The sequence below is a fragment of the Streptomyces sp. NPDC017529 genome (genome assembly GCF_044329785.1).
In the GTDB taxonomy this organism is placed as follows: Bacteria; Actinomycetota; Actinomycetes; order Streptomycetales; family Streptomycetaceae; genus Streptomyces.
Window position 1 is genome coordinate 324,788 of sequence record NZ_JBIRJY010000005.1, and the last position, 20,157, is coordinate 344,944.

18 protein-coding genes and 5 tRNA genes are annotated in these 20,157 nt (G+C 74.4%); 8 read left to right on the plus strand and 15 right to left on the minus strand.

What is annotated here, in order from left to right; translation table 11 throughout:
* Positions 1-173: 173 nt before the first annotated feature.
* On the minus strand, positions 174-629 hold the full coding sequence (locus tag ACH4K4_RS15280; RefSeq protein ID WP_398168017.1) for a hypothetical protein: 456 nt from the start codon (positions 627-629) through the stop codon (positions 174-176).
* A gap of 201 nt (positions 630-830) precedes the next feature.
* Here ACH4K4_RS15280 and ACH4K4_RS15285 point away from each other — a divergent pair, with 201 nt between their 5' ends.
* Positions 831-1,355 (plus strand): DsbA family protein, encoded by a 525-nt coding sequence (locus tag ACH4K4_RS15285; RefSeq protein ID WP_398167601.1) that lies wholly within the window; start codon positions 831-833, stop codon positions 1,353-1,355.
* Positions 1,356-1,385: 30 nt separating this feature from the next.
* Here the strand turns inward: ACH4K4_RS15285 and ACH4K4_RS15290 are convergent, their stop codons facing one another.
* The 3 genes from ACH4K4_RS15290 to ACH4K4_RS15300 are packed head-to-tail and all read right to left on the minus strand — an operon-like array spanning position 1,386 to position 4,143.
* The gene (locus ACH4K4_RS15290) at positions 1,386-2,216 is read right to left on the minus strand and encodes a GNAT family N-acetyltransferase (RefSeq protein WP_398167602.1); all 831 of its coding nucleotides are present in this window, start codon (positions 2,214-2,216) and stop codon (positions 1,386-1,388) included.
* 35 nt (positions 2,217-2,251) lie between these two features.
* Complete coding sequence (locus ACH4K4_RS15295; protein ID WP_398167603.1) at positions 2,252-3,076, minus strand: aminotransferase class IV; 825 nt, start codon at positions 3,074-3,076, stop codon at positions 2,252-2,254.
* Complete coding sequence (locus ACH4K4_RS15300; RefSeq protein WP_398167605.1) at positions 3,073-4,143, minus strand: chorismate-binding protein; 1,071 nt, start codon at positions 4,141-4,143, stop codon at positions 3,073-3,075. Before ACH4K4_RS15300 ends, ACH4K4_RS15295 begins: the two co-directional genes overlap by 4 nt.
* A 178-nt stretch (positions 4,144-4,321) precedes the next feature.
* On the opposite strand from ACH4K4_RS15300, the gene ACH4K4_RS15305 reads away from it, so the two are divergent.
* The 5 genes from ACH4K4_RS15305 (at position 4,322) to ACH4K4_RS15325 (ending at position 4,800) form a co-directional block, all read left to right on the plus strand.
* Positions 4,322-4,394 (plus strand) — tRNA-Gly (locus tag ACH4K4_RS15305).
* A 34-nt stretch (positions 4,395-4,428) separates the two neighbouring features.
* Positions 4,429-4,502, plus strand: a tRNA-Cys gene (locus ACH4K4_RS15310).
* 1 nt (position 4,503) lies between these two features.
* Positions 4,504-4,575 (plus strand) — tRNA-Val (locus ACH4K4_RS15315).
* 47 nt (positions 4,576-4,622) lie between these two features.
* Positions 4,623-4,694 (plus strand) — tRNA-Val (locus tag ACH4K4_RS15320).
* A gap of 34 nt (positions 4,695-4,728) precedes the next feature.
* A tRNA-Val gene (locus ACH4K4_RS15325) sits at positions 4,729-4,800 on the plus strand.
* A gap of 193 nt (positions 4,801-4,993) precedes the next feature.
* On the opposite strand, the gene ACH4K4_RS15330 is transcribed toward ACH4K4_RS15325, so the two are convergent.
* Both ACH4K4_RS15330 and ACH4K4_RS15335 read right to left on the minus strand, forming a co-directional pair.
* Positions 4,994-5,200, minus strand: a complete 207-nt coding sequence (locus ACH4K4_RS15330; RefSeq protein WP_398167606.1) for a hypothetical protein — start codon at positions 5,198-5,200, stop codon at positions 4,994-4,996.
* A 188-nt stretch (positions 5,201-5,388) separates the two neighbouring features.
* Complete coding sequence (locus ACH4K4_RS15335) at positions 5,389-5,655, minus strand: hypothetical protein (RefSeq protein WP_398167607.1); 267 nt, start codon at positions 5,653-5,655, stop codon at positions 5,389-5,391.
* Positions 5,656-5,858: 203 nt separating this feature from the next.
* On the opposite strand from ACH4K4_RS15335, the gene ACH4K4_RS15340 reads away from it, so the two are divergent.
* Together ACH4K4_RS15340 and ACH4K4_RS15345 are read left to right on the plus strand one after the other, a co-directional pair.
* On the plus strand, positions 5,859-7,349 hold the full coding sequence (locus tag ACH4K4_RS15340; protein WP_398167609.1) for a protein kinase: 1,491 nt from the start codon (positions 5,859-5,861) through the stop codon (positions 7,347-7,349).
* Between the two features lie 53 nt (positions 7,350-7,402).
* Positions 7,403-7,801 carry a DUF4440 domain-containing protein gene (locus tag ACH4K4_RS15345; protein ID WP_398167610.1) on the plus strand — a complete coding sequence of 133 codons (399 nt, stop codon included), beginning with the start codon at positions 7,403-7,405 and terminating at the stop codon, positions 7,799-7,801.
* 13 nt (positions 7,802-7,814) lie between these two features.
* On the opposite strand, the gene ACH4K4_RS15350 is transcribed toward ACH4K4_RS15345, so the two are convergent.
* From ACH4K4_RS15350 to ACH4K4_RS15390, 9 genes are all read right to left on the minus strand, one after another.
* Entirely contained in the window at positions 7,815-8,654 is an 840-nt protein-coding gene (locus ACH4K4_RS15350; protein ID WP_398167611.1) for a TrmH family RNA methyltransferase, read from the minus strand.
* 35 nt (positions 8,655-8,689) lie between these two features.
* Positions 8,690-9,913 carry a uroporphyrinogen-III C-methyltransferase gene (cobA, locus tag ACH4K4_RS15355; protein WP_398167612.1) on the minus strand — a complete coding sequence of 408 codons (1,224 nt, stop codon included), beginning with the start codon at positions 9,911-9,913 and terminating at the stop codon, positions 8,690-8,692.
* A 225-nt stretch (positions 9,914-10,138) separates the two neighbouring features.
* Entirely contained in the window at positions 10,139-13,792 is a 3,654-nt protein-coding gene (gene cobT, locus ACH4K4_RS15360; RefSeq protein WP_398167613.1) for a nicotinate-nucleotide--dimethylbenzimidazole phosphoribosyltransferase, read from the minus strand.
* 237 nt (positions 13,793-14,029) lie between these two features.
* Entirely contained in the window at positions 14,030-15,244 is a 1,215-nt protein-coding gene (gene cbiE / locus ACH4K4_RS15365; protein WP_398167614.1) for a precorrin-6y C5,15-methyltransferase (decarboxylating) subunit CbiE, read from the minus strand.
* 218 nt (positions 15,245-15,462) lie between these two features.
* Positions 15,463-16,098, minus strand: a complete 636-nt coding sequence (locus ACH4K4_RS15370; RefSeq protein ID WP_398167616.1) for a GNAT family N-acetyltransferase — start codon at positions 16,096-16,098, stop codon at positions 15,463-15,465.
* Between the two features lie 192 nt (positions 16,099-16,290).
* Entirely contained in the window at positions 16,291-17,151 is an 861-nt protein-coding gene (locus ACH4K4_RS15375) for a MetQ/NlpA family ABC transporter substrate-binding protein (protein WP_398167617.1), read from the minus strand.
* Positions 17,152-17,260: 109 nt separating this feature from the next.
* The gene (locus ACH4K4_RS15380) at positions 17,261-18,037 is read right to left on the minus strand and encodes a methionine ABC transporter permease (RefSeq protein WP_398167618.1); all 777 of its coding nucleotides are present in this window, start codon (positions 18,035-18,037) and stop codon (positions 17,261-17,263) included.
* Positions 18,034-19,095 (minus strand): ATP-binding cassette domain-containing protein, encoded by a 1,062-nt coding sequence (locus ACH4K4_RS15385; protein ID WP_360135260.1) that lies wholly within the window; start codon positions 19,093-19,095, stop codon positions 18,034-18,036. The genes ACH4K4_RS15380 and ACH4K4_RS15385 overlap by 4 nt, the downstream gene beginning before the upstream one ends.
* A gap of 385 nt (positions 19,096-19,480) precedes the next feature.
* Positions 19,481-20,128, minus strand: coding sequence for an HAD family hydrolase (locus tag ACH4K4_RS15390; protein WP_398167619.1), 648 nt, complete (start codon positions 20,126-20,128; stop codon positions 19,481-19,483).
* Between the last annotated feature and the right edge of the window lie 29 nt (positions 20,129-20,157).

Below are 20,157 nucleotides of genomic sequence, written 5' to 3' on the forward strand. Positions count from 1 at the left end.
GCGCCGATAATGGCGCACGTGATCACGCGGGGGCGCCCGAATCACCCCTGGGCAGCGGGAGTTCACCAGATCCCGTGCATTTGCGTGATCGCTACGGTGTCCGAGGCATCACCCGCACGAGCCGTGCGGGCGGCCGGGCCCGTGCCCGGATCCCGTGCTCTCGGATCCCGTGCTCAGATCCCGTGCTTCTTCAAGATGGCTTCGATGTCGGAGAAGTCCTCCTGCGGAGCGCTCCCCTTCGCCTTCGCCCTGGCGGCGGGCTGCCCGGTCCCGGCGCCCGCGCCCAGCGAAGGGGCCGAGGCCGCGGGTGCCACCGCACCGGGCTGCCGCCGGGCCGCGGCGCGCCGCTCCTTGCGGCTGCCGCCCGCCTTGCCCGCATGCCGCTCGGCCACCCTGCTGATCATGAACAGCACGGCGGAGAGGGCCAGCACGCCGAAGCCCGCCCAGACCATGGGCTTGAAGACCAGGCCGGTGACCCACTCGACGACGCCGGTCATCACCAGCCCGACGGGAACGAGCGAGAACGCCGCGATCCGCGTCGCGGCGAGGAAGCGCTTGCGGTAGGCCGTCAGCGCGGCGATACCCAGGCCCGCCGCCGACACCGCGGCGCAGACGGTCGAGGTCAGCAGCATCCGGTCCTCCAGCCGATGGTCGTGGCGCACCGCGCGCCGAGCCGCCGCGGGTGCCGTCCTGTCCTGCTCCACCTTCCATCCTGCACTGTTCACAGGCGCCGGGGCCACGATCCGGGGCGGGCTCAGGGACATCTCGGGGTAGGGCTCCTCCGCAGGTCCCGGTTCGGGTCGGCGGCCGCCTGCTGGGAGACTGGGCCCATGAACGACGCCACGACCTCCGGTTCCGCGCACCCCGTCGTCCTCGACGTGTGGTGCGAGCTGCAGTGCCCGGACTGCACCACCGCGCTGGACGACCTGCGGGCCCTGCGCGAGCGCTACGGGAACCGGCTGGACATCCGCCTCCGCCACTTCCCGCTGGCCAAGCACCAGCATGCCTACGCCGCGGCCCAGGCCGCCGAGGAGGCCGCGGAGCAGGGCAAGGGCTGGCCGTACGCCGAAGCCGTGCTGGCCCGTACGGAGGAACTGGGCGCCCGCGGCGAGCAGCTGCTGCTCGCGGTGGCCGGCGAACTGGGCCTGGACGCCGAGGAGATGGACACCGCGCTCATCGACGGCCGGCATCTGCTGACCGTCGACGCGGACCAGGCCGAGGGCAAGGCGATCGGCGTGACCGGCACGCCCACCTACCTGATCGGCGGGGAGCTGCTGGACGGCGGCAAGAGCCAGGACGGCCTGCGCGAGCGCGTCGCGGAGATCGCCGACCGGCTGCTGGCGGGACAGGCCTGAACCGTCCCGGGCGGGCGTGGGGCCGCCCGGTCAGAGCAGGGGCTTCTGCAGGGAGTGCTCGGCCGGCCGGTAGCCCAGCGAGTCGTACAGGCCGCAGGCCGGCACGTTGTCCGTGAAGACGTTGAGGCGCAGTACGGCGCGGCCGGCGGCGAGGCTCTCGCGCTCGGCGACGAGCATGAGCGTGCGCCCGTGGCCCCGGCCGCGGTGCTCCGGCGCCACCCGGACGGCCAGGACGTAGCCGCCGGGCCGGCCGAAGGCGTCCTTCGCGGTCCAGACGGTGCCCACGTCCGTGCCCTCGTGGGCCAGTACGCGCACCGACTGGCCGGCGCTGGCCGGACCGTCCGGCAGCAGCCTCCGGTGGTCCTCGGCAGCGGCCCGCTCCGCCCGCTCGCGCGGCACCCCGTGGGCCGCCTTCGTCTCGACGTACTCGGCGTGCGCGGTGGCCAGCCAGTCCGGGAACTCCGCCGCGCCGAGCGGCCGGTCCACGCTGCCCTCGGGGAGCTCGGGCGGCGTGGTGAGTTCCTTGTGCATCCGGCGGCTGTACTCCGTGTAGCCGAGGGCGGCGGCGAGCCGCAGCGCGGGTCCGGCGCCGGCCGGCACGTCCAGTTCGATCCGCCGGCAGCCCCAGCCGCGCAGCACCTCCTCGGCGGCGAGGGCCGCGACCGTGCCGCGGCCGCGGTGCCGGTCCCGCTCGTCGATGCGCAGGTCCGCGATGCGGCCGGCGGCCGGGCCGAGCCGGCGGTCCGTGGCCAGGACGATCCGGCCCACCGGGCGGCTGTTGACGCAGACTTCGTAGGTACGGGCCCGGCCGCCGTCGGCCAGGCGCTCCTCGGGGCCGTCAGGGCGCAGCGTTGTGGTCACGCTGACTTTCTACTCGGTCCCCGGCGCGTCCGTCATCAGCGCGGGTCGAAGTCGGCGGCGGCGCGCTCCGCGAAGACGCGCATCGCCTCGGCGGTCAACGGGCCCGGCGCGTCGCCCAGTCGGCGCCCGTCGACGCGGGTGACGGCCTGCACGTCGCGCAGCGTCGAGGTCAGGAAGACCTCCTCGGCGCGCTCCAGGACGTCCAGCGGCAGGTCGGTCTCCTTGGCGCCGGCCCACTCGACGGCCAGGGCGCGGGTGATGCCCGCCAGGCAGCCGGAGGACAGCGGCGGGGTGTGCAGCTCGCCGTCCAGGACGACGAAGACGTTGGAGCCGGTGCCCTCGCACAGCTGGCCGACGGTGTTGCCGAAGAGCGCCTCGGAGGCGCCCTGCTCGCGGGCGCGGGCGAGCGCGACGACGTTCTCCCCGTAGGAGGTGCTCTTCAGGCCCGCCAGCGCGCCGCGCTCGTTGCGCGTCCAGGGGACGGTGACGACCGCGGTGGTGCCGGGGCAGCGCGGGGACTCGCTGAGGGCGACGACCAAGGTGGGGGCCGCCTCGCCGCGGTCCGAGCCGAGCGGCGAGAGGCCGCCGGTGTAGGTGATGCGCAGCCGGCCGAGCGGTGCCGGGTTGGCGTCCAGGACGGCCGCGCAGGCGCGCCGCACCTCGTCGAGGTCGGGCGCGGGCAGGCCCAGGCCGCGGGCGGAGGAGGTGAGCCGGTCCAGGTGGCGGGTGAGGGCGAAGGCGCGCCCGTCGATGGTCCGCAGCGTCTCGAAGACGCCGTCGCCGACCGTCAGGCCGTGGTCGAAGACCGAGACCCGGGCGCCGTCGGCGTCGCGCAGCTCTCCGTCGAGCCAGATCCTCATGGTCGTGTCCCTCCGCTCGGCTCGTGCAGGCCCGACGCTACCGCGAGCAGTCTGCGGGCCTTCAGCTCGGTCTCGTCCCACTCCCCCTCGGGGTCCGAGCCCCAGGTGATGCCGGCTCCGGCGCCGAAGCGCAGCACCGGGCCCTCGGGGGCCGTGCGGTCGATCCAGAAGGTACGGATGCCGACGGCCAGCTCGCCGGTGCCGCGGTCGGCGTCCACCCAGCCGATGCCGCCGCAGTACGGGCCGCGGGGCGCGGTCTCCAGTTCCTCGATGATGCGCTGCGACGCCGGCTTCGGCGCCCCGGTGATGGAGCCGGCCGGGAAGGTGGCGCCGAAGAGGTCCGCCCAGGCCGTCTTCTCGTGCTCGTCCGCCAGTTCGCCGCGCACGGTGGAGACGAGGTGGACCAGGCCGGGGTGCGCCTCGACCGCGCAGAGGGCGGGGACGGTGACCGAGCCGGTGCGGCAGACCCGCCCCAGGTCGTTGCGGACCAGGTCCACGATCATCACGTTCTCCGCCCGGTCCTTGTCCCGCAGGTCCTCCGGGATCCGGCCGGTGCCCTTGATCGGCCCCGACTCGACCGTGCGCCCGTGCCGGCGCAGGAACAGCTCGGGGGAGGCCGTCGCGACCTCGGTACCGTGCGCCGGGAGCCGGACCGTGCCCGCGTACGGGGCCGGGTTGCCGCGAGCCAGGACGGCGGAGAGCGCGTCCACGTCGGCGCGCTCGGGATCCGGCAGCGGCGCGCTCAGAATGCGGCAGAGGTTCACCTGGTAGACATCGCCGGTGGCTATGTACGCGCGTATGCGCCGTACGCCCGCCGTGTAGGCGTCGCGGTCGAGGGAACTGCGCCAGTCCCCGGGGGCCGGGCCCCGCCAGCGGGCGGGGTCCGGCGGGGGCACCGCCCCGGCGTCCCGCACGTCCCCGAAGCGCGCGCAGATCAGACCGCCCTCGTAGTCGGCGACGACGGCCCACCACCCGCCCGAGTCCAGGGCCTCCGGATCACGGGTGACATCGCGCAGGTCAGTGGCTATGCGGCCGCCGAGACGGGCCAGAGGGGGGAGGTCGTTCACGCCATCGAGTCTATGGCTGGGGCCCGGCGGCCGCCCCGGCCGAGCGAGCAGCGCAGCACGCTGCACAAACGCGTTTTTGTACTGGCCCGGGAATCCGCTAGAGTTCAACACGTCGCCGGGACGCGGAAGCGAAACGGAGACGGGGTTCCTCCCCGGACCTGGTCCGGGAAAGGCACCTGCGGACGTAGCTCAGTTGGTAGAGCACCACCTTGCCAAGGTGGATGTCGCGAGTTCGAGTCTCGTCGTCCGCTCGAAGTGGGGGATCTTCCCGACCCCCGCACTCCTGGTGGAGTGGCCGAGAGGCGAGGCAACGGCCTGCAAAGCCGTCTACACGGGTTCAAATCCCGTCTCCACCTCCAAGGACGATTAGCTCAGCGGGAGAGCGCTTCCCTGACACGGAAGAGGTCACTGGTTCAATCCCAGTATCGTCCACTGGTCCGCAAGGACCGTTCCTCCGCCTACGGGCAGAGGAGAACCCCGCGCGATTAGCTCAGCGGGAGAGCGCTTCCCTGACACGGAAGAGGTCACTGGTTCAATCCCAGTATCGCGCACGCAGCACCCCGCGGCCCCGGGCCGCGGTCCCGAGGACGATTAGCTCAGCGGGAGAGCGCTTCCCTGACACGGAAGAGGTCACTGGTTCAATCCCAGTATCGTCCACACCGCAGTCCGAGGGCCGGAGCACATCGCTCCGGCCCTCGGTCGTTGGTGTACGCGCGACGGCGCGGACAGGCCGATGGCCGGGCATCTCCCCAGATGCCCGGCCACTCTGCCGTCCGCCGCACCCCCGTCCCCACGGGGTTGTCGGCCGGAAGTCCCCCGCCCCGGGCCGCTCTCCCGGGACCGGGGCGCCTCAGCGCCCCAGCATTCCGGCCACGGACGACGCCTGTGTCATGACGGCTTCCCAGCCGCCGAATACGACGGCCAGCAGGACCGCCAGCGGCAGCACCATGGCCACCGCGACGAGCGGATGGCGCTTCCCCGAGGGCTGCCCGCCGAACGCCGAGGCGGCCTGGCGCCCTTGCGTGCGGACGGCCGTGCGCCCGAAGATGTCTGCCATCGCCCCGCTCCTGTCGTGTCTGGGGCGGCGGGCGTCTGACCTCGGGGGACGAGTGCTTCCACCCGCCGCTTGCCCACAAGACTAGGCAACCGGCGGGGCCGGGGCGTCATGCCGTCGTACCCCTTGTCCGGCCTCCGGGAGGATGACGGTACGCCGCCGCGCGTACTCCCCTGGGTGGAGACGCGCCCTCAGGACCCGGGGACATCCCGGAGGGGACGCTCCGCGACCTCGGACTCCTCGGCCCGGGGCACGGGGTGTTCGACCAGGGCGAGAACCCTGTTGGCCATGAAGCGGGCCGTGCGGACCACCGAACCGCTCCGGGTGACTTCGCTCACTTCCACCACTCCCCTGCGCACCGCCGTCTCCACCCTGCGGCCCGCCCTGCTCGCCACCACTTCGTACGCCCTGGTCGTGTCCCCGGCGTCCACGACGATCTCGACCCGGTCACCCTTCACCGTGTCAATCCCCCTTCCGCGACGGATCATTGGGACCACACACGGGAGGCCTGGCCGCGCCGCGCCCGGCTCGCCCCCGCATCCTCAGGATCCCACCCGGCACTGACAATCCGGTGGCCGACGCATGCGCGGCCTATCAGCACAGCGAGCCGGCAATCCGTAAGCTGTGCCACGTCAGACGGGACCGGGCAGCGGGGATGGACATGGCGATGATGCGGCTCCGGCGCGAGGACCCGCGTGTCGTCGGTTCGTACCGGCTCCACCGGCGGCTCGGCGCGGGCGGGATGGGTGTGGTCTACCTCGGCTCCGACAAGCGCGGGCAGCGGGTGGCCCTGAAGGTCATCCGTCCCGACCTGGCCGAGGACCAGGAGTTCCGCTCGCGGTTCGCGCGCGAGGTGTCGGCCGCGCGGCGGATCCGCGGCGGCTGTACGGCGCGGCTGGTGGCCGCCGACCTGGACGCGGACCGGCCCTGGTTCGCCACGCAGTACGTCCCAGGACCCTCCCTGCACGACAAGGTCAACGACGAGGGCCCGCTGTACCCGGCGCAGGTCGCCTCGATCGGCGCCGCGCTGTCCGAGGGCCTGCTCGCGGTGCACGACGCGGGCGTGGTCCACCGCGACCTGAAGCCGTCCAACATCCTGCTCTCCCCCAAGGGTCCGCGGATCATCGACTTCGGCATCGCGTGGGCCACCGGCGCGAGCACGCTCACGCATGTCGGCACCGCGGTCGGCTCGCCCGGGTTCCTCGCGCCGGAGCAGGTGCGCGGCGCGGCCGTGACCCCGGCGACGGACATCTTCGCGCTCGGCGCGACGCTCGCCTACGCCTGTACGGCGGACTCCCCGTTCGGCCAGGGCAGTTCGGAGGTCATGCTCTACCGCGTCGTGCACGAGGAAGCGCACCTGGCGGGGGTGCCGGACGCGCTGGCACCGCTGCTCGCCTCCTGCCTGGCGAAGGACCCGGCGGACCGGCCGAGCACGCTCTCGCTGTCGCTGCGGCTCAAGGAGATCGCGGCGCGCGAGGCGCAGGGCCTGTCGCTGTCCGGCGGATCGGCGGACGGGGCGTCCGGCACGGGCCGGCCGCCCGGCGGCCCCGGGCGCGGGCGGCCGGGGCGCGGCCCCGCGGCGGAGCGCGGCCCCGCGGCGGAGCGGGGCTCCGAGCGCGGTCCGGCGTCCGAGCGGAGCACACCGGCCCGGCCCAGGCCCGTACGGCCGCAGGCGGACCGCCCGACGGGCAAGCGCGCGGAGGAGTACGCGCGGCAGCGGACGGAGCGGCGGGCGGCCAACACGCCGACGCCGCGCCCGCAGGCGCAGCGCGGGGGCGCGGCCCGTGGGTCCGCGCCGGCACGGGCCCAGGCGGCGCCGGGGGCCCCGGGGGCTTCCGGGGAGGCCGCGCCGAAGCCCCGGGGCGGCCGGCGGCCGGCGGGCCGCCCTTCCGTGCCGGGAGCGCGTACGGGGCGAAACGGTTCGCGCCCGGCGCGGGCGCCCCGTACGTCGCCCGGCGGGCGCCGGCCAGGGCCCGACCGGCGGCTGCTGCGGCAGCGGATCATCGTGTTCATCACGGTGACGCTGCTGGTCGCGCTGGGTATCGCGGCGGCGCAGGGCTGCCAGGGGCCCGCCAGGTCGTCGGGGATCGAGCGTACGGTGTACACCTCGTCGTCCGTGACGGAGGCACCGACGGGGGCCGGGCGTACCTGAGTGACGTCCGCGTTCCGGTGCCCTTGATCGCCGGCAGGTGTTAACGTCCCGCCGTGTCCAAGACCGAGATCGACGCGATGACCACCGAGTTCTTCGGTGCCTTCGACAACCGTGGCGGCCGGGCCGCCGATGTAGCCAGGATCCGAAAGCTGATGCTCCCGGGCGGCGTGATCGTCAGCACGGGAGAGAAGTTCACGGCCTATACCGTGGAGGAGTTCATCGAGCCTCGCCTGCGGCTGCTGACCGAAGGCCGGCTGGTCGAGTTCGCCGAATGGGAGACCTCCGAGCGCACCGAGATCGCGGGCGATATCGCGTCGCGGTTCGGCACGTACCGCAAGTCCGGGATCATGGACGGCCGGCCGTTCGAAGGCAGCGGGACCAAGACCTTCCAGTTCGTCCGCACCCCGGAGGGCTGGCGGATCGCCGCCTTCGCCTGGTACGACGAGCCCTGACCGCGCACGGCGCTCAGCCGGCGGCCGGTCCCCCGTCCCCCCGCCCCGCCGTCACCGCGTAGAACGCCACCGCCGCTGCCGCGCCCACGTTGAGGGAGTCGACGTCGTGGGCCATGGGGATGCGGACCCACGTGCCGGCGGCCGCCAGCGCCCGCGCCGACAGGCCGTCGCCCTCGGCGCCGAGCATCAGGGCGGCGCGGTCCAGGCGGTGGGGTGCCACCTGGTCGATGGGGGTGGCCCCGGCGTCCGGGGTGAGGGCCAGCAGGGGGAAGCCGGCGTCGCGGACCGTTTGCAGGTCGCGGGGCCAGTTCTCCAGGCGGGCGTACGGGACGGCGAAGACCGCGCCCATGGAGACCTTCACCGAGCGGCGGTAGAGGGGGTCGGCGCAGTCCGGGGAGAGCAGGACGGCGTCCATGCCGAGCGCGGCCGCGCTGCGGAAGATGGCGCCGATGTTGGTGTGGTCGTTGACCGCCTCCATCACCGCGATACGGCGGGTGCCGGGCCGGGCGAGGATCTCGGCCGCCGTCGGCAGGGGCTTGCGGGCCATGGACGCCAGGGCGCCGCGGTGCACGTGATAGCCCGTCACGCGTTCGGCGAGGGCGGGGCTCACCACGTACACCGGTGCCGGGACCTCGTCGATGACGTCCCGCATGACGTCGACCCACTTGGCGGACAGCAGCATCGAGCGCATCTCGTATCCGGCGTGCCGGGCGCGCCGGATGACCTTCTCGCCCTCCGCGATGAACAGGCCCTCGGCGGGCTCGCGGCGGCGCCGCAGCTCCACGTCGGTCAGGCCCGTGTAGTCGCTCAGGCGGGGGTCGTCCGGATCGTCGACGGTGATGATGTCAGCCACGGGGTGGGTGCCTTGTCGGTGGTGGTTCGGCGGGATCAGGGGGTGGGGTGCACGGCTACGACGTCGCCGATGACGATGACGGCGGGCGGGCGGATGCCTTCGGCCCGTACCGTCTCGCCGAGGGTGGCGAGGGTGGCGTCCACGCGGCGCTGGGCCGCGGTGGTGCCTTCCTGGACGACGGCCACGGGGGTGCCGGCGCCGCGTCCGTGCGCGATGAGCGTGGCGGCGATGGCGCCGCTGTTCTCGACGCCCATCAGGACGACGAGGGTGCCGCGCAGGCGGGCGAGCGCCGACCAGTCCACGGTGGAGCGCTCGTCGTCGGGGGCGACATGGCCGCTGACGACGGTGAACTCCTGGGCGACCCCGCGGTGGGTGACGGGGATGCCGGCGGCGGAGGGGACGCTGATGGAGCTGGAGATGCCGGGGACGACGGTGCAGGGGATGCCCGCCTCGGCGAGGGCCTGGAGTTCTTCCATGCCGCGGCCGAAGACGTACGGGTCGCCGCCCTTGAGGCGGACCACGGACTTCCCGGCGCGGGCGTGCTCGATCAGGGCGTTGTTGATGGCTTCCTGGGCCATGAACCGGCCGTACGGGATCTTGGCGGCGTCGATGACCTCGACGTGCGGCGGGAGTTCGGCGAGCAGGTCGCGGGGGCCGAGCCGGTCGGCGATGACCACGTCGGCCTCGGCGAGCAGCCGGCGGCCGCGCACGGTGATCAGGTCGGGGTCGCCGGGGCCGCCGCCGACCAGGGCGACGCCGGTGGCGCGGGCGCGGTGGTGCGGGGCTGCGAGGGTGCCGTCGCGCAGGCCCTCGACGATGGCGTCCCGTACGGCGGCGGAGCGGCGCGGGTCGCGGCCGGTGAGGACCGCGACGGTGACGCCCTCGCTGCGGCCGGTGGCCGGGGTCCAGGCGGTGGCGGCCTCGGCGTCGTCGGAGCGCACGCACCACACGCGGCGGTCCTCGGCCTCCTGGGAGGCGGCGGCGTTGGCCTCGGGGTCGTCGGTGGAGATCAGCGCGTACCAGGCGTCGGCGAGGTCGCCGGGGGCGTACCGGCGGCGCTCCCAGCGGATCTCGCCGGTGTCGGCCATGGCCTCGACGGACGGCTTGGCGGACGGGGAGACCAGCAGGACGTCGGCGCCCGCGGCGACCAGGGAGGGCAGGCGGCGCTGGGCGACCTGGCCGCCGCCGAGGACGACCACGCGGCGGCCGGACAGGCGCAGTCCGACGGGGTAGGCGGCGTGTTCGGCGTGCTCGGCCATGGCGGTACGGCTCCTTGTGCGGGTGGCGCGGGGCGCTGGTGGTGCGGGCAGCGCTCGCGGGCGGGGGAACGGGGACGCGTTCGCCGCTGCGGCGCTGGAGCGGCTGGTGGGGCGGGACGGTTGCCGCCCCGGGGGGGCCTCGGGCCTGGTGAGAGGGTACGGCCCCGGCCCACAGCCTATGTGGCTGCGGGCCGGGGGTCATGCTCAGGGCCGGTGGCCTGGCGGTCAGCTCTTCTCGGTGACTCCGGCGGAGTCGAAGGTGGCGACCTCGTGCATGGCGCGGGCGGCGCTCTGCACGACGGGCAGCGCCAGCAGCGCGCCGGTGCCCTCGCCGAGCCGCAGGTCGAGGTCGACCAGCGGGCGCAGCCCGAGCTTGTTGAGCGCGGCGACGTGCCCCGGCTCGGCGCTGCGGTGGCCAGCGATGCAGGCGGCCAGCGCCTCGGGGGCGATGGCGCGGGCCACCAGGGCGGCCGCTCCGGCGCTGACGCCGTCCAGGATGACCGGCGTACGCAGCGAGGCGCCGCCGAGGATCAGGCCGGCCATCGCCGCGTGCTCCAGGCCGCCGACCGCGGCGAGGACGCCGATGGGGTCGCCGGGGTCGGGGCGGTGCAACTCCAGGGCGCGGCGGACGACGTCGACCTTGCGGGCGTGCGTCTCGTCGTTGATGCCGGTGCCGCGGCCGGTGACCTCGACGGGGTCGGCGTCGGTGTAGACGGAGATCAGGGCGGCGGAGGTGGTGGTGTTGGCGATGCCCATCTCGCCGGTGATCAGCGCCTTGTTGCCGGCGGCCACCAGGTCGCGGGCGGTCTCGATGCCCACCTCGATGGCGCGCAGCACCTCGTCGTGGCTCATCGCCGGGCCGACGGTGAAGTCGGCGGTGCCCGGCCGGATCTTGCGCGGCAGCAGGCCGGGGGTGGCCGGCAGGTCGGCGGCCACGCCGACGTCCACGACGCAGACCTCGGCGCCCACCTGGTTGGCGAAGGCGTTGCAGACCGCGCCGCCGCCCAGGAAGTTGGCGACCATCTGCGCGGTGACCTCCTGCGGCCAGGGGGTCACGCCCTGGGCGTGCACGCCGTGGTCGCCCGCGAAGACGGCGACGGCGGCCGGCTCCGGGATCGGCGGCGGGCACTTGCGGGACAGGCCGCACAGCTGCGCGGAGATGATCTCCAGCATGCCGAGGGCGCCCGCCGGCTTGGTCATCCGCTTCTGGCGCTCCCACGCCTCGCCGAGCGCCTTGGCGTCCAGCGGCCGGATGCCCTGCAGGGTTTCCTGGAGGAGATTGGCGGGCGCCTCGCCGGGCAGGGCGCGGCGGCCGTACGTCTCCTCGTGGACCACCCAGGACAGCGGGCGGCGCTTGGCCCAGCCGGCCTGCATCAGCTCGGGCTCGTCGGGGAACTCGTCGACGTACCCGACGCAGAGGTACGCGACGACCTCCAGGTGGTCGGGCAGGCCCAGTTCGCGGACCATCTCCCGCTCGTCGAAGAAGCTGACCCAGCCGACGCCCAGGCCCTCGGCGCGGGCCGCCAGCCACAGGTTCTCCACCGCGAGCGCGGAGCTGTAGGGGGCCATCTGCGGCTGGGTGTGGCGGCCGAGGGTGTGCCGGCCGCCGCGGGTCGAGTCGGCGGTGACCACGATGTTCACCGGCGTTTCGAGGATGGCCTCGATCTTCAGCTCGCGGAACTGCTTGGCGCGGGCCTTGGGCAGCGACTTCGCGTACGCGTCGCGCTGCGCCGTGGCCAGCTGGTGCATCCGCTCCCGGGTCTCCTGCGAGCGGATGACGACGAAGTCCCAGGGCTGGGAGTGGCCGACGCTGGGGGCGGTGTGGGCCGCCTCCAGGACGCGCAGCAGCACCTCGTTGGGGATGGGGTCGGAGCGGAAGCCGTTGCGGATGTCGCGGCGCTCGCGCATCACGCGGTGCACGGCGGCGCGCTCGGACTCGTCGTAGCCGGTGGCCGGCGGGGCGACGGGCTCGTCCGGCACGCCGGCGGGCGCGTCCTCGGCGGCGGGCTCCTGGGCTTCGGCCGCCGGGGCCGCGGCCTCGGGTGCCGGGGCGGTCTCGGTGGCGGCTTCCTGCGCGGGGGCGGCCGGGGCCTCCTGGGCGTCCGGTACGTCGCCGAGCTGGACGAGTTCGGCGACGTCCTGCGGGTGGGCGGGCTGCTCCGCGTCGGCGGCGGGGGCTTCGGCCGGAACGGCGGCCTCCTCGGCCACCGGGGCGGCCGGAGCCTGCCCGTCGGCCGGCTGCGCCACCGCTTCCTGCGGCGCCTCGGCCACCTGGACCTCCTCGGGCCCGGCGGCGGGCTGCTCCGCCGCGGCGGGGGCGGTCTCGGCGGCCGGTACGGGCTCGGGCGCCCCGGCGGGCTGCGCAGCCTCGGGAGCCGCCGCTTCCGGGGCCTCCTGCGCCTGCGGTACGTCGGCCACGGCTTCGTCCGGCTGTACGGCCACGGGGGCCTGCGCCGCCTCGGGCACCACGGCGGGGGCCGCGGGCGCGGCCTCGGCCTGCTCTTCGGGCGCGGCCTGCGGCTCGGCGGCGGCCTGCGCCTGCTCGGCGGCGGGGGCTTCGGCCGGAACGGCGGCCGCCGGCGCGGGCTCCTCGTCCGCGGCGGCCGGTGCCTCCTCGGCGGGCTGTATGGGCTGCGGCACCTCGGCGGGCTCGGCGGGCCGCGCCGCCTCGGCGCCCTCGGCCGAACCCGTCTCCTGCGCGGTCTCGCCGGCGCCCGCGGGCTCCTGGACCGGCTCCGCCGGCTGCGCGGCCGGAACGGCCTGCCCGGCCTGCCCGGCCTGCCCGGTCTGCTCCGCCTGCGCCGCCGCGTCGGCTGCCGCCTGCGGCGCGGTCTCCGCCGGAACGGCTTCCGGCGCGGGAGCCGGCCGGGCCGCCGGAACGGCGTCCTCCACTGCCTCGCCGGCCTCGGCCTCCGAAGCCACTGGAGCCTCTGTAGTCACATCGGCCACCGCAGCCTCTTCAGCACCGGGAGCGACCGTTTCTGCAACCGGAGCGGTCTCGGGGGTCGGAGCGCTCTCGGGGGCCGGAGCGGTTCCGGTGGCGGCCGGAGCCTCGGGCGCCTCCGCGACGGCGGCCGCGGCCACCGGAGCGACCGGGGCGACCGGGGCGGCCTGCGCCGGGGCGCTGTCCCAGGACGGGACCTGCGCAGGGATCTCGCCGAGCTGCGGTCCGGGCATCGGGGCGCCGCCGGGGGCCGCGTACGCCTGGGCGTTTCCGGACTGCGCGGCGGCGGCCGCCTGCTGCGGCGCCTCCTCCTCGTCGTCCAGGTACTCGGGCACCGTCATCGCCGGGCCGGGGGTGCTGCGCACCGGCGGGCTCGGCGGCGCGCCGGCCGGGCCGCGGTCGGCGAGCGAGCGGACCACGCCGCCGGTCGCGTCGGGGACCGGCGGGCCCATGTGGAGCGGGCGGCGGGGCGGCGCGGGCGCCTGCTGCGGCGCGGGCGGCGGGACGCGCACGCCGCCCGGGTCGACGGAGCCCGGGTCGCGGCCGCCGCTCTCGTGGTCGCCGGCCTCCGGCGGCGCGGGCTCGTACGCCATGGCGCCGAGCGGCGCGGAGTCGTACGGCCCGGCCTGCTCCGGCACGGACGGCTGGGGCTGCGCCTGCTGCGGAACCTGCGGCAGGGGCTGCACGGGCTGGTGGTGCTGCTGCTCGCTCCCCCACGCGCCCTGCGCGCCGGGCATCAGCAGCAGGTCGTCGTCCTCGGCGCCCGCGTCGGCGGGGTCCAGGAAGGCGTAGGCACCGGGGGCCTCGGGCACGCCCGGTGCTTGCGTCGGGCCGGCATCGGCAGGGGAGGGGACGGCCGCCGGCTGCGGCTGTCCGGGCTGTCCGCCTGCGTTCTCCGGCTGTCCCTCACCCGGGACCTGGCCGGTGTCGGTCATGCGTACCCCTCGCCCATTGGTAGTGCTCCTTCCAACCGCTCGTGCGACGCGCTCCACCGCGGCGCGCCGACCGCCCCTATAGCTAGAACGAGCGAGCGCGCCTCGCGGCACGTCCGCCCTTGAGAGCTTCATTTACGGCCAAAACCACGGCATGTTCCGGATATTGGCGTACGAAACCGAACGCGGGACGGCGGCGCAACGATCCGCCAGCCTACCTCCCACCGCGCCCGGGCCCCGTCACGGGTGAGGAACCCGGTACCCGCTCAGCAGGAAAACGACGGCCCGCTCGCGCTCGACCCACGCGGAGGTGTCCAGCTCGACCGACTGGAGCAGCGCGCACTCGGTCTCGTATCCGCCGTCGGCCAGCGCCCGGCCGACCGCCTCGGCCTCGTCGCGGGTCGCGGCGTGCGCGACGATCCGCTCGGGCCTGCGGTCGGCGCAGGCGGTGACCACCGCCGCTCCCCCGCCGCCGATCCGCACGACGTCCGGCTCCGGCAGGTCCTCCAGGACCTGGGGGGCGCGGCCGTGCACGACCTGGAGCTGGACGCCGTACCGGCGGGCCATCGCCGCGGTGCGGTCGCAGGCGTCCGGGTCGGCGTCGACGGCGATGACGGCCGCGCCGAAGCGCGCGGCCTCGACGGCGGCGGCGCCGCTGCCGGCGCCGATGTCCCAGACGAGGTCGCCGGGCCGGGGCCCGAGGCGGGCCAGCTGGGCGCTGCGCAGCTGGACCGACTCCCCCTCCCCCAGGACGCCGCCGTACGCCTGGGCGGGCAGTCCCCAGCCGCGCGGCGGGGCCGGGTAGGCGACGTCGCGCCCCGCCATCCAGCCGCTGCCCTGGGTGGCGGCGCTGGCCCCGCCCGCGACGATGACGACGTTGGGGTCGCGCCAGACGTGGTCGGCGGCCTTGTCCGAGGTCAGGACGGTGACCTGTTCGCGTTCGGTGCCCAGTTCCTCGCAGATGACGAAGGTGCGGTGCACGCCGCGCAGCAGCAGGGCGAGTTCGGCGGGGCCCGCGCCGGGTGCGGTGAGGACCGCGACCTTGGTGTGCGCGCGGCAGACGTTCACGGCGCGCCGCAGGTCGCGGCTGTGGGCGACGACGATCTGGGCGTCGTCCCAGGGCATGCCGGCCCGCGCGAAGGCCGCGGCGACGGATGAGACGGCGGGCACCACCTCGACCTCCAGGCCGTGCTCGGGTGCGCGCAGGGTCCGTACGACGCCGAAGAACCCGGGGTCGCCGTCGGCGAGCACCACGGCGGTGCCGCGGTGCTGGGCGATGCGGCGGGCGGCCAGGCCCACGCTGCCCAGCCGGATCCGCTCGGCGTGCGGCGGCACTTCGGGGAGGGCGAGGTGGTGGGCGGCGCCGGCCACGAGGGTCGCCGCGCCGAGGGCGGAGCGGGCGGCGGCGGTCAACGGCGAACCGTCCCACCCGATCACCGTGACCCGGTCGGCCATCGTCGTCTGTCTCCTGGGCTTCGCTTGCTACGGGACGGGGCTGGGCGATACGGAACTCGCAGGGCACGCCGGGCGGCTCGCGCGGCGGTGGTCAGCCGACCGCGGCGTCCGGCGGGCAGGCCGAGACTACCCCGAGAGGTCCGGACCACAGCGAAGCGGGCCACGCCCGACCCGGCCGGAACCGGCCGGTCGCCCGGCCGGGATCATGGCACAGGCTCTCAGTTCCACTCGGGATAGGCGAAGCCGTTGGCGTCGGCCATCCGGCCCGGGACGCCGTCGAGGTCCTCCGGCAGCAGGCTCCAGACGATCAGGTCCGTGCGGATGTCCGCCCAGCCGCCGTCCTCGGTGCGCGAGCGGGCTATCCAGGCGTTCCGCAGCACGCCCTCGCTGATGCAGCCGACCTTCTGCGCCACCTGCTGGGCGGCGGTGTTGTCGGCGGCGGTGCGCAGCTCCACCCGTTCGAACTTCTGGTCCCTGAAGAGCCATTGCGCCACCGCGAGGACGGATTCGCAGGCGTAGCCCTCGCCGCGCGCCCAGGGCGCGGTGACGTAGGCGACCTCGGTGCTGAGCACCCGCCAGTCGGTGTGGTCGACCTGGATGGTGCCGACCAGGCGCTGGGTGAGGAACTCGGTGACGGCGAAGGCGATGCCGCGGCCTTCGGTGCGGACCTCGCCGGCCTCGCGGGTGGTCCAGTGCCGGGCGGTGTCGGTGGTGTACGGGTGCGGCAGCGCCGTCCAGGCGGTGGTCAGCTCGTCGTTCATCATCTCCGTGAGCGCGGGCACGTCGGCCTCTTCGAAGGGGCGGAGCACCAACCGATCCGTGCTGATGGAGATGTCCGGAAAGGTGGATGTCATGCCGCTGCTCCAACGCCGTTGACCGTGCTGCTCCGAAGTTCGGGCCGTGTTGACCGTCTTGAGTGCACCAGCATGCAGCATCCGACCGCGGATGTGCCACGCACGCGGGCCCCGGTGGCGCGGTGCGCGCTCCCGGGGCCCGTCGTCGGGCGGCCGGCGGTTCGGTGCGGACGCCGTGTGCGGTGGCGGCGGTCAGCCCTGGGGGGCGCCGAAGGCCGGGATGACCGAGCCGTCCTTGTACTTGTCCTCGATGAACTTCTTGACCTCGGGCGAGTTCAGCAACTTCGCCAGCTTCTCGACCCGCGGGTCGTCCTCGTTGCCCTTCTTGACGGCCAGGAAGTTGGCGTACGGGTTGCCCTCGGCCTTCTCCAGGGCGAGCGCGTCGGTGGAGGGCTTGAGCTGCGCGCCGATGGCGAAGTTGCCGTTGATCACGGCGGCGTCGACGTCGGCGAGGCGCGGCGCGATCTGGCCGGCCTCCAGCTCGGTGAGCTTGATGCCCTTGGCGTCCTCGACGTCGGTCAGCTTCGCGTCGGACCCGACGCCCTTCTTGAGGGTGATGACGCCGTTGTCGGCGAGCAGCTTGAGCGCGCGGCCCTCGTTGGACGGGTCGTTGGGCACGGAGACGGTGTTGCCCGAGGTCAGCTCGGAGAGCTTCTTGATCTTTTTGGAGTAGACGCCGAGCGGCTCGATGGCGACGTTGACGACCGGCACGACATGGGTGCCGTTCTTCTCGTTGTACGTGTCCAGGAACGGCTTGTGCTGGAAGAAGTTCGCGTCGACCTGGCCGTCCTCGGTGACCTTGTTCGGCAGGTTGTAGTCGTTGAACTCCTTCACCTCCAGCGTGAGCCCTGCCTTCGCCGCGAGCTTGTCCTTGACGAAGTTGAGGATCGCCCCGTGCGGGGTGGGGCTGGCGGCGACGGTCAGCGGCTCGCTGCCGTCCGCCTTCTTGCCCCCGGAGGAGGAGACGTCGGAGGGCGCGCTGCAGGCGCTCGCGCCGAGGGCGACGGCCGCCGCGGCCAGAGCGGCCACGGTGATGTTGCGGGTGGTACGCACGAAGAGTGCCCCTATCTCGGATTTCTCGGACGCGCGGGGCCGACGGCGCCGCGCGGGCTGCGCCCGGCAAAGGGTCCGGGCTCAAGAGGGTCCGCGCTGGGACCCGGTCTCAGGCGCCGACCCGCTCCTCGGGGGAGTCGGCGGGTGCGGCCTGCGCGGGCTGCCCGGCGGCGGTGGCCGGGGCGGGCGCCTTGCGCAGTCCGACGCGTACGGAGGAGGAGCCGCGGCTGCCGCGGCGGGCCAGCCTGCGCACGATCAGGTCGCCGAGCAGCTGGACGGCGATGACCAGGATGATCAGCAGCACGATGGTGATGACCATCAGGTTGGTCTCGTACTGGAGGTAGCCGTAGGTGTAGGCCAGGTTGCCCAGGCCGCCGCCGCCGACCGCGCCGGCGATGGCGGAGTAGCCGATCAGCGTGATCACGGTGGTGGTGACGGCCGCGACCAGGGCGGGCAGCGCCTGCGGCAGCAGCACCTTGAAGACGATGGTCCAGGTGCCGCCGCCCATCGACTGGGCGGCCTCGACCAGCCCGTGGTCGACCTCGCGCAGCGCGGCCTCGACGAGCCGGGCGAAGAACGGGATGGCCGCGATGACCAGGGGCACGACCGCGCCCGTGGGGCCGATGGAGACGCCGACGACCAGGCGCGTGAAGGGGATCAGCGCGACCATCAGGATCAGGAAGGGGAAGGACCGGCCGATGTTCACCACCGCGCCGATGATCTTGTTGACCACGACGTTCTGCAGGATGCCGCCGCGGTCGGTCAGGATCAGCAGGACGCCGAGCGGGATGCCGAACAGGACGGCGTAGAACGTCGACCACCACACCATGAAGAGCGTGTCGAGCGTGTTGTTGTACAGCAGCGGCTGCATCTGCGACCAGGTCACTTGGCACCTTCCTTCACCAGCGCGCCGGCGGTCGCCGTCGCCGCGGGGCCGGCCGGCTCGCCGGCCACGTCCACCTGGAGGCCCTGCTCGCGCAGGAAGCCGATGGGTACGACGTTCTCCTCGAAGCGGCCGGGCAGCTCGATGCGCATCCGGCCGATCTGCTTGCCGCCGACGGTGTCCATGGCGGCGCCGAGGATGGAGATGTCCACGTTGTACGTACGGGACAGCTCGGAGATCACCGGGCGGGTGGCGGCCTCGCCGTGGAAGGTGACGTCCACGACGGTCCGGTCGGGCCCCGAGGGCTCGCCGCCGACCGGGAACAGCTCGCGGGCCAGCTCGGAGCCGGGGGTGGCGAGCAGTTCCGAGACGGTGCCCTGCTCGACGACGCGGCCGTTCTTCATCAGCGCGGCCGAGTCGCAGATCGTCTTGACGACGTCCATCTCGTGCGTGATGAGCAGCACGGTCAGGCCGAGCTGGCGGTTGAGGTCGCGCAGCAGCTGGAGGATGGAGCGGGTGGTCTCCGGGTCCAGGGCGCTGGTGGCCTCGTCGGAGAGCAGCACCTTGGGGTCGCCGGCCAGGGCGCGGGCGATGCCGACGCGCTGCTTCTGGCCGCCGGACAGCTGTGCGGGGTACGCCTTGGCCTTGTCGGCGAGGCCGACGAGGTCGAGCAGTTCCAGTGCCTTGCGGGAGCGCTCGCGGCGGTCGACCTTGAGGATCTCCAGCGGCAGCTCGATGTTGTCCTGGACGGTGCGCGAGGACAGCAGGTTGAAGTGCTGGAAGACCATGCCGATGTGGCTGCGGGCGGCGCGCAGCGCGGCGTTGGCGCGCTGCCCCTTGCCGGCCAGCGAGGTCAGTTCCTGGCCCGCGACGGTGACCGTGCCGGAGGTGGGGCGCTCCAGGAGGTTGACGCAGCGGATGAGGGTGGACTTGCCGGCGCCGCTCTGGCCGATGACGCCGTACACCTCGCCCTCGCGGACGTGCAGATCGACGCCGTCCAGGGCGGTGACTTCGCGGTCTCCTGAGCGGTAGACCTTGGTCAGGCCCGTTGTGGTGATCACTGGGAATTCCGTCACTGTCGTGTGCTCGGCGGCTCGCCCGCCGGGCACGGGGCATTCATTGCGGAGTGCGGCATGGGGTTCCCGGAGGGCGCGTGGGCCCGACTTCGGGTTCCGGTGACGCGGGGCGGCCAGGTCCGTGGGGTACAGCGGTGTACGTCTCGCACGGCGCAAGGCGGCGGGTCTCGCTTCGGGGCGCGAGGCTCGGCGGGGGCCCTCAGCGGTCACACATTCGACACATGCAACGAGCACCGGGCGTCATGGGCGCCTCGGTCGCAGGGGTGCGGCTGCTCGTCGTGGTCATGCTGGCCAGTAAACCAGACAGGCGTACGGACCGATCAAGCCTGTCCGTATGCCGGACGCCCGCGACCGTCACGTGGACAGTCGCTCAGCCGCCCGCGACGATCTCCACGCCGTCCGCCGTGGCCTGCGCGGACACCGCCGACAGGTCCCCGACGAGCACGTCGGCGGCCAGCTCGGCGGCCCGGTGCGTTGTGGTCAACGCCACGGTGGTCATGCCCGCCGCGCGCCCGGACGCCAGCCCGGCCGGCGCGTCCTCGAAGACCACGCAGCGGGCCGGGTCCACCCCGAGCCGCCGGGCGGCGAGCAGGAAGGGCTCCGGGTCGGGCTTGCCGCGGGTGATGTCGTCGGCGGCTATCAGGGTCTTCGGGTGGATGCCGGCCTCGGCGAGCCGGGCCTCGGCGAGCCTGCGGGTGGCGGAGGTGACCACGGCCCAGCGTTCCGCCGGTACCTGGGCCAGCAGCGCGAGGGTGCCGGGCAGTGCCACCACGCCGCCCGCGACGTCCTCGACCTCCAGCTGCTCGATGCGGGCCAGCGCCTCGGGTATGCGGGCGGCGGGCAGCAGGTCGGCGATGATCTCGGCGGCCGGGCGGCCGTGCAGCTCGACCCGGGCGAACTCCTCCGCGGTGATCCCGTACTCCTCGGCCCACCGCGTCCAGCAGCGGCGGACGGATTCCATGGAGGAGACGAGGGTGCCGTCGTTGTCGAAAAGCAGTGCGGCCGCGGAGATCTTCATGCCGCGCCAGCGTACGCGAGCCCCGGTGA

Coding starts and splice junctions, on each gene's coding strand:
- ACH4K4_RS15370 (WP_398167616.1), bottom strand. CDS start 16,098: ATGACATCCACCTTTCCGGACATCTCCATCAGCACGGATCGGTTGGTG.
- ACH4K4_RS15285 (WP_398167601.1), top strand. CDS start 831: ATGAACGACGCCACGACCTCCGGTTCCGCGCACCCCGTCGTCCTCGAC.
- cobA (WP_398167612.1), bottom strand. CDS start 9,913: ATGGCCGAGCACGCCGAACACGCCGCCTACCCCGTCGGACTGCGCCTG.
- ACH4K4_RS15340 (WP_398167609.1), top strand. CDS start 5,859: ATGGCGATGATGCGGCTCCGGCGCGAGGACCCGCGTGTCGTCGGTTCG.
- cbiE (WP_398167614.1), bottom strand. CDS start 15,244: ATGGCCGACCGGGTCACGGTGATCGGGTGGGACGGTTCGCCGTTGACC.
- ACH4K4_RS15390 (WP_398167619.1), bottom strand. CDS start 20,128: ATGAAGATCTCCGCGGCCGCACTGCTTTTCGACAACGACGGCACCCTC.
- cobT (WP_398167613.1), bottom strand. CDS start 13,792: ATGACCGACACCGGCCAGGTCCCGGGTGAGGGACAGCCGGAGAACGCA.
- ACH4K4_RS15295 (WP_398167603.1), bottom strand. CDS start 3,076: ATGAGGATCTGGCTCGACGGAGAGCTGCGCGACGCCGACGGCGCCCGG.
- ACH4K4_RS15330 (WP_398167606.1), bottom strand. CDS start 5,200: ATGGCAGACATCTTCGGGCGCACGGCCGTCCGCACGCAAGGGCGCCAG.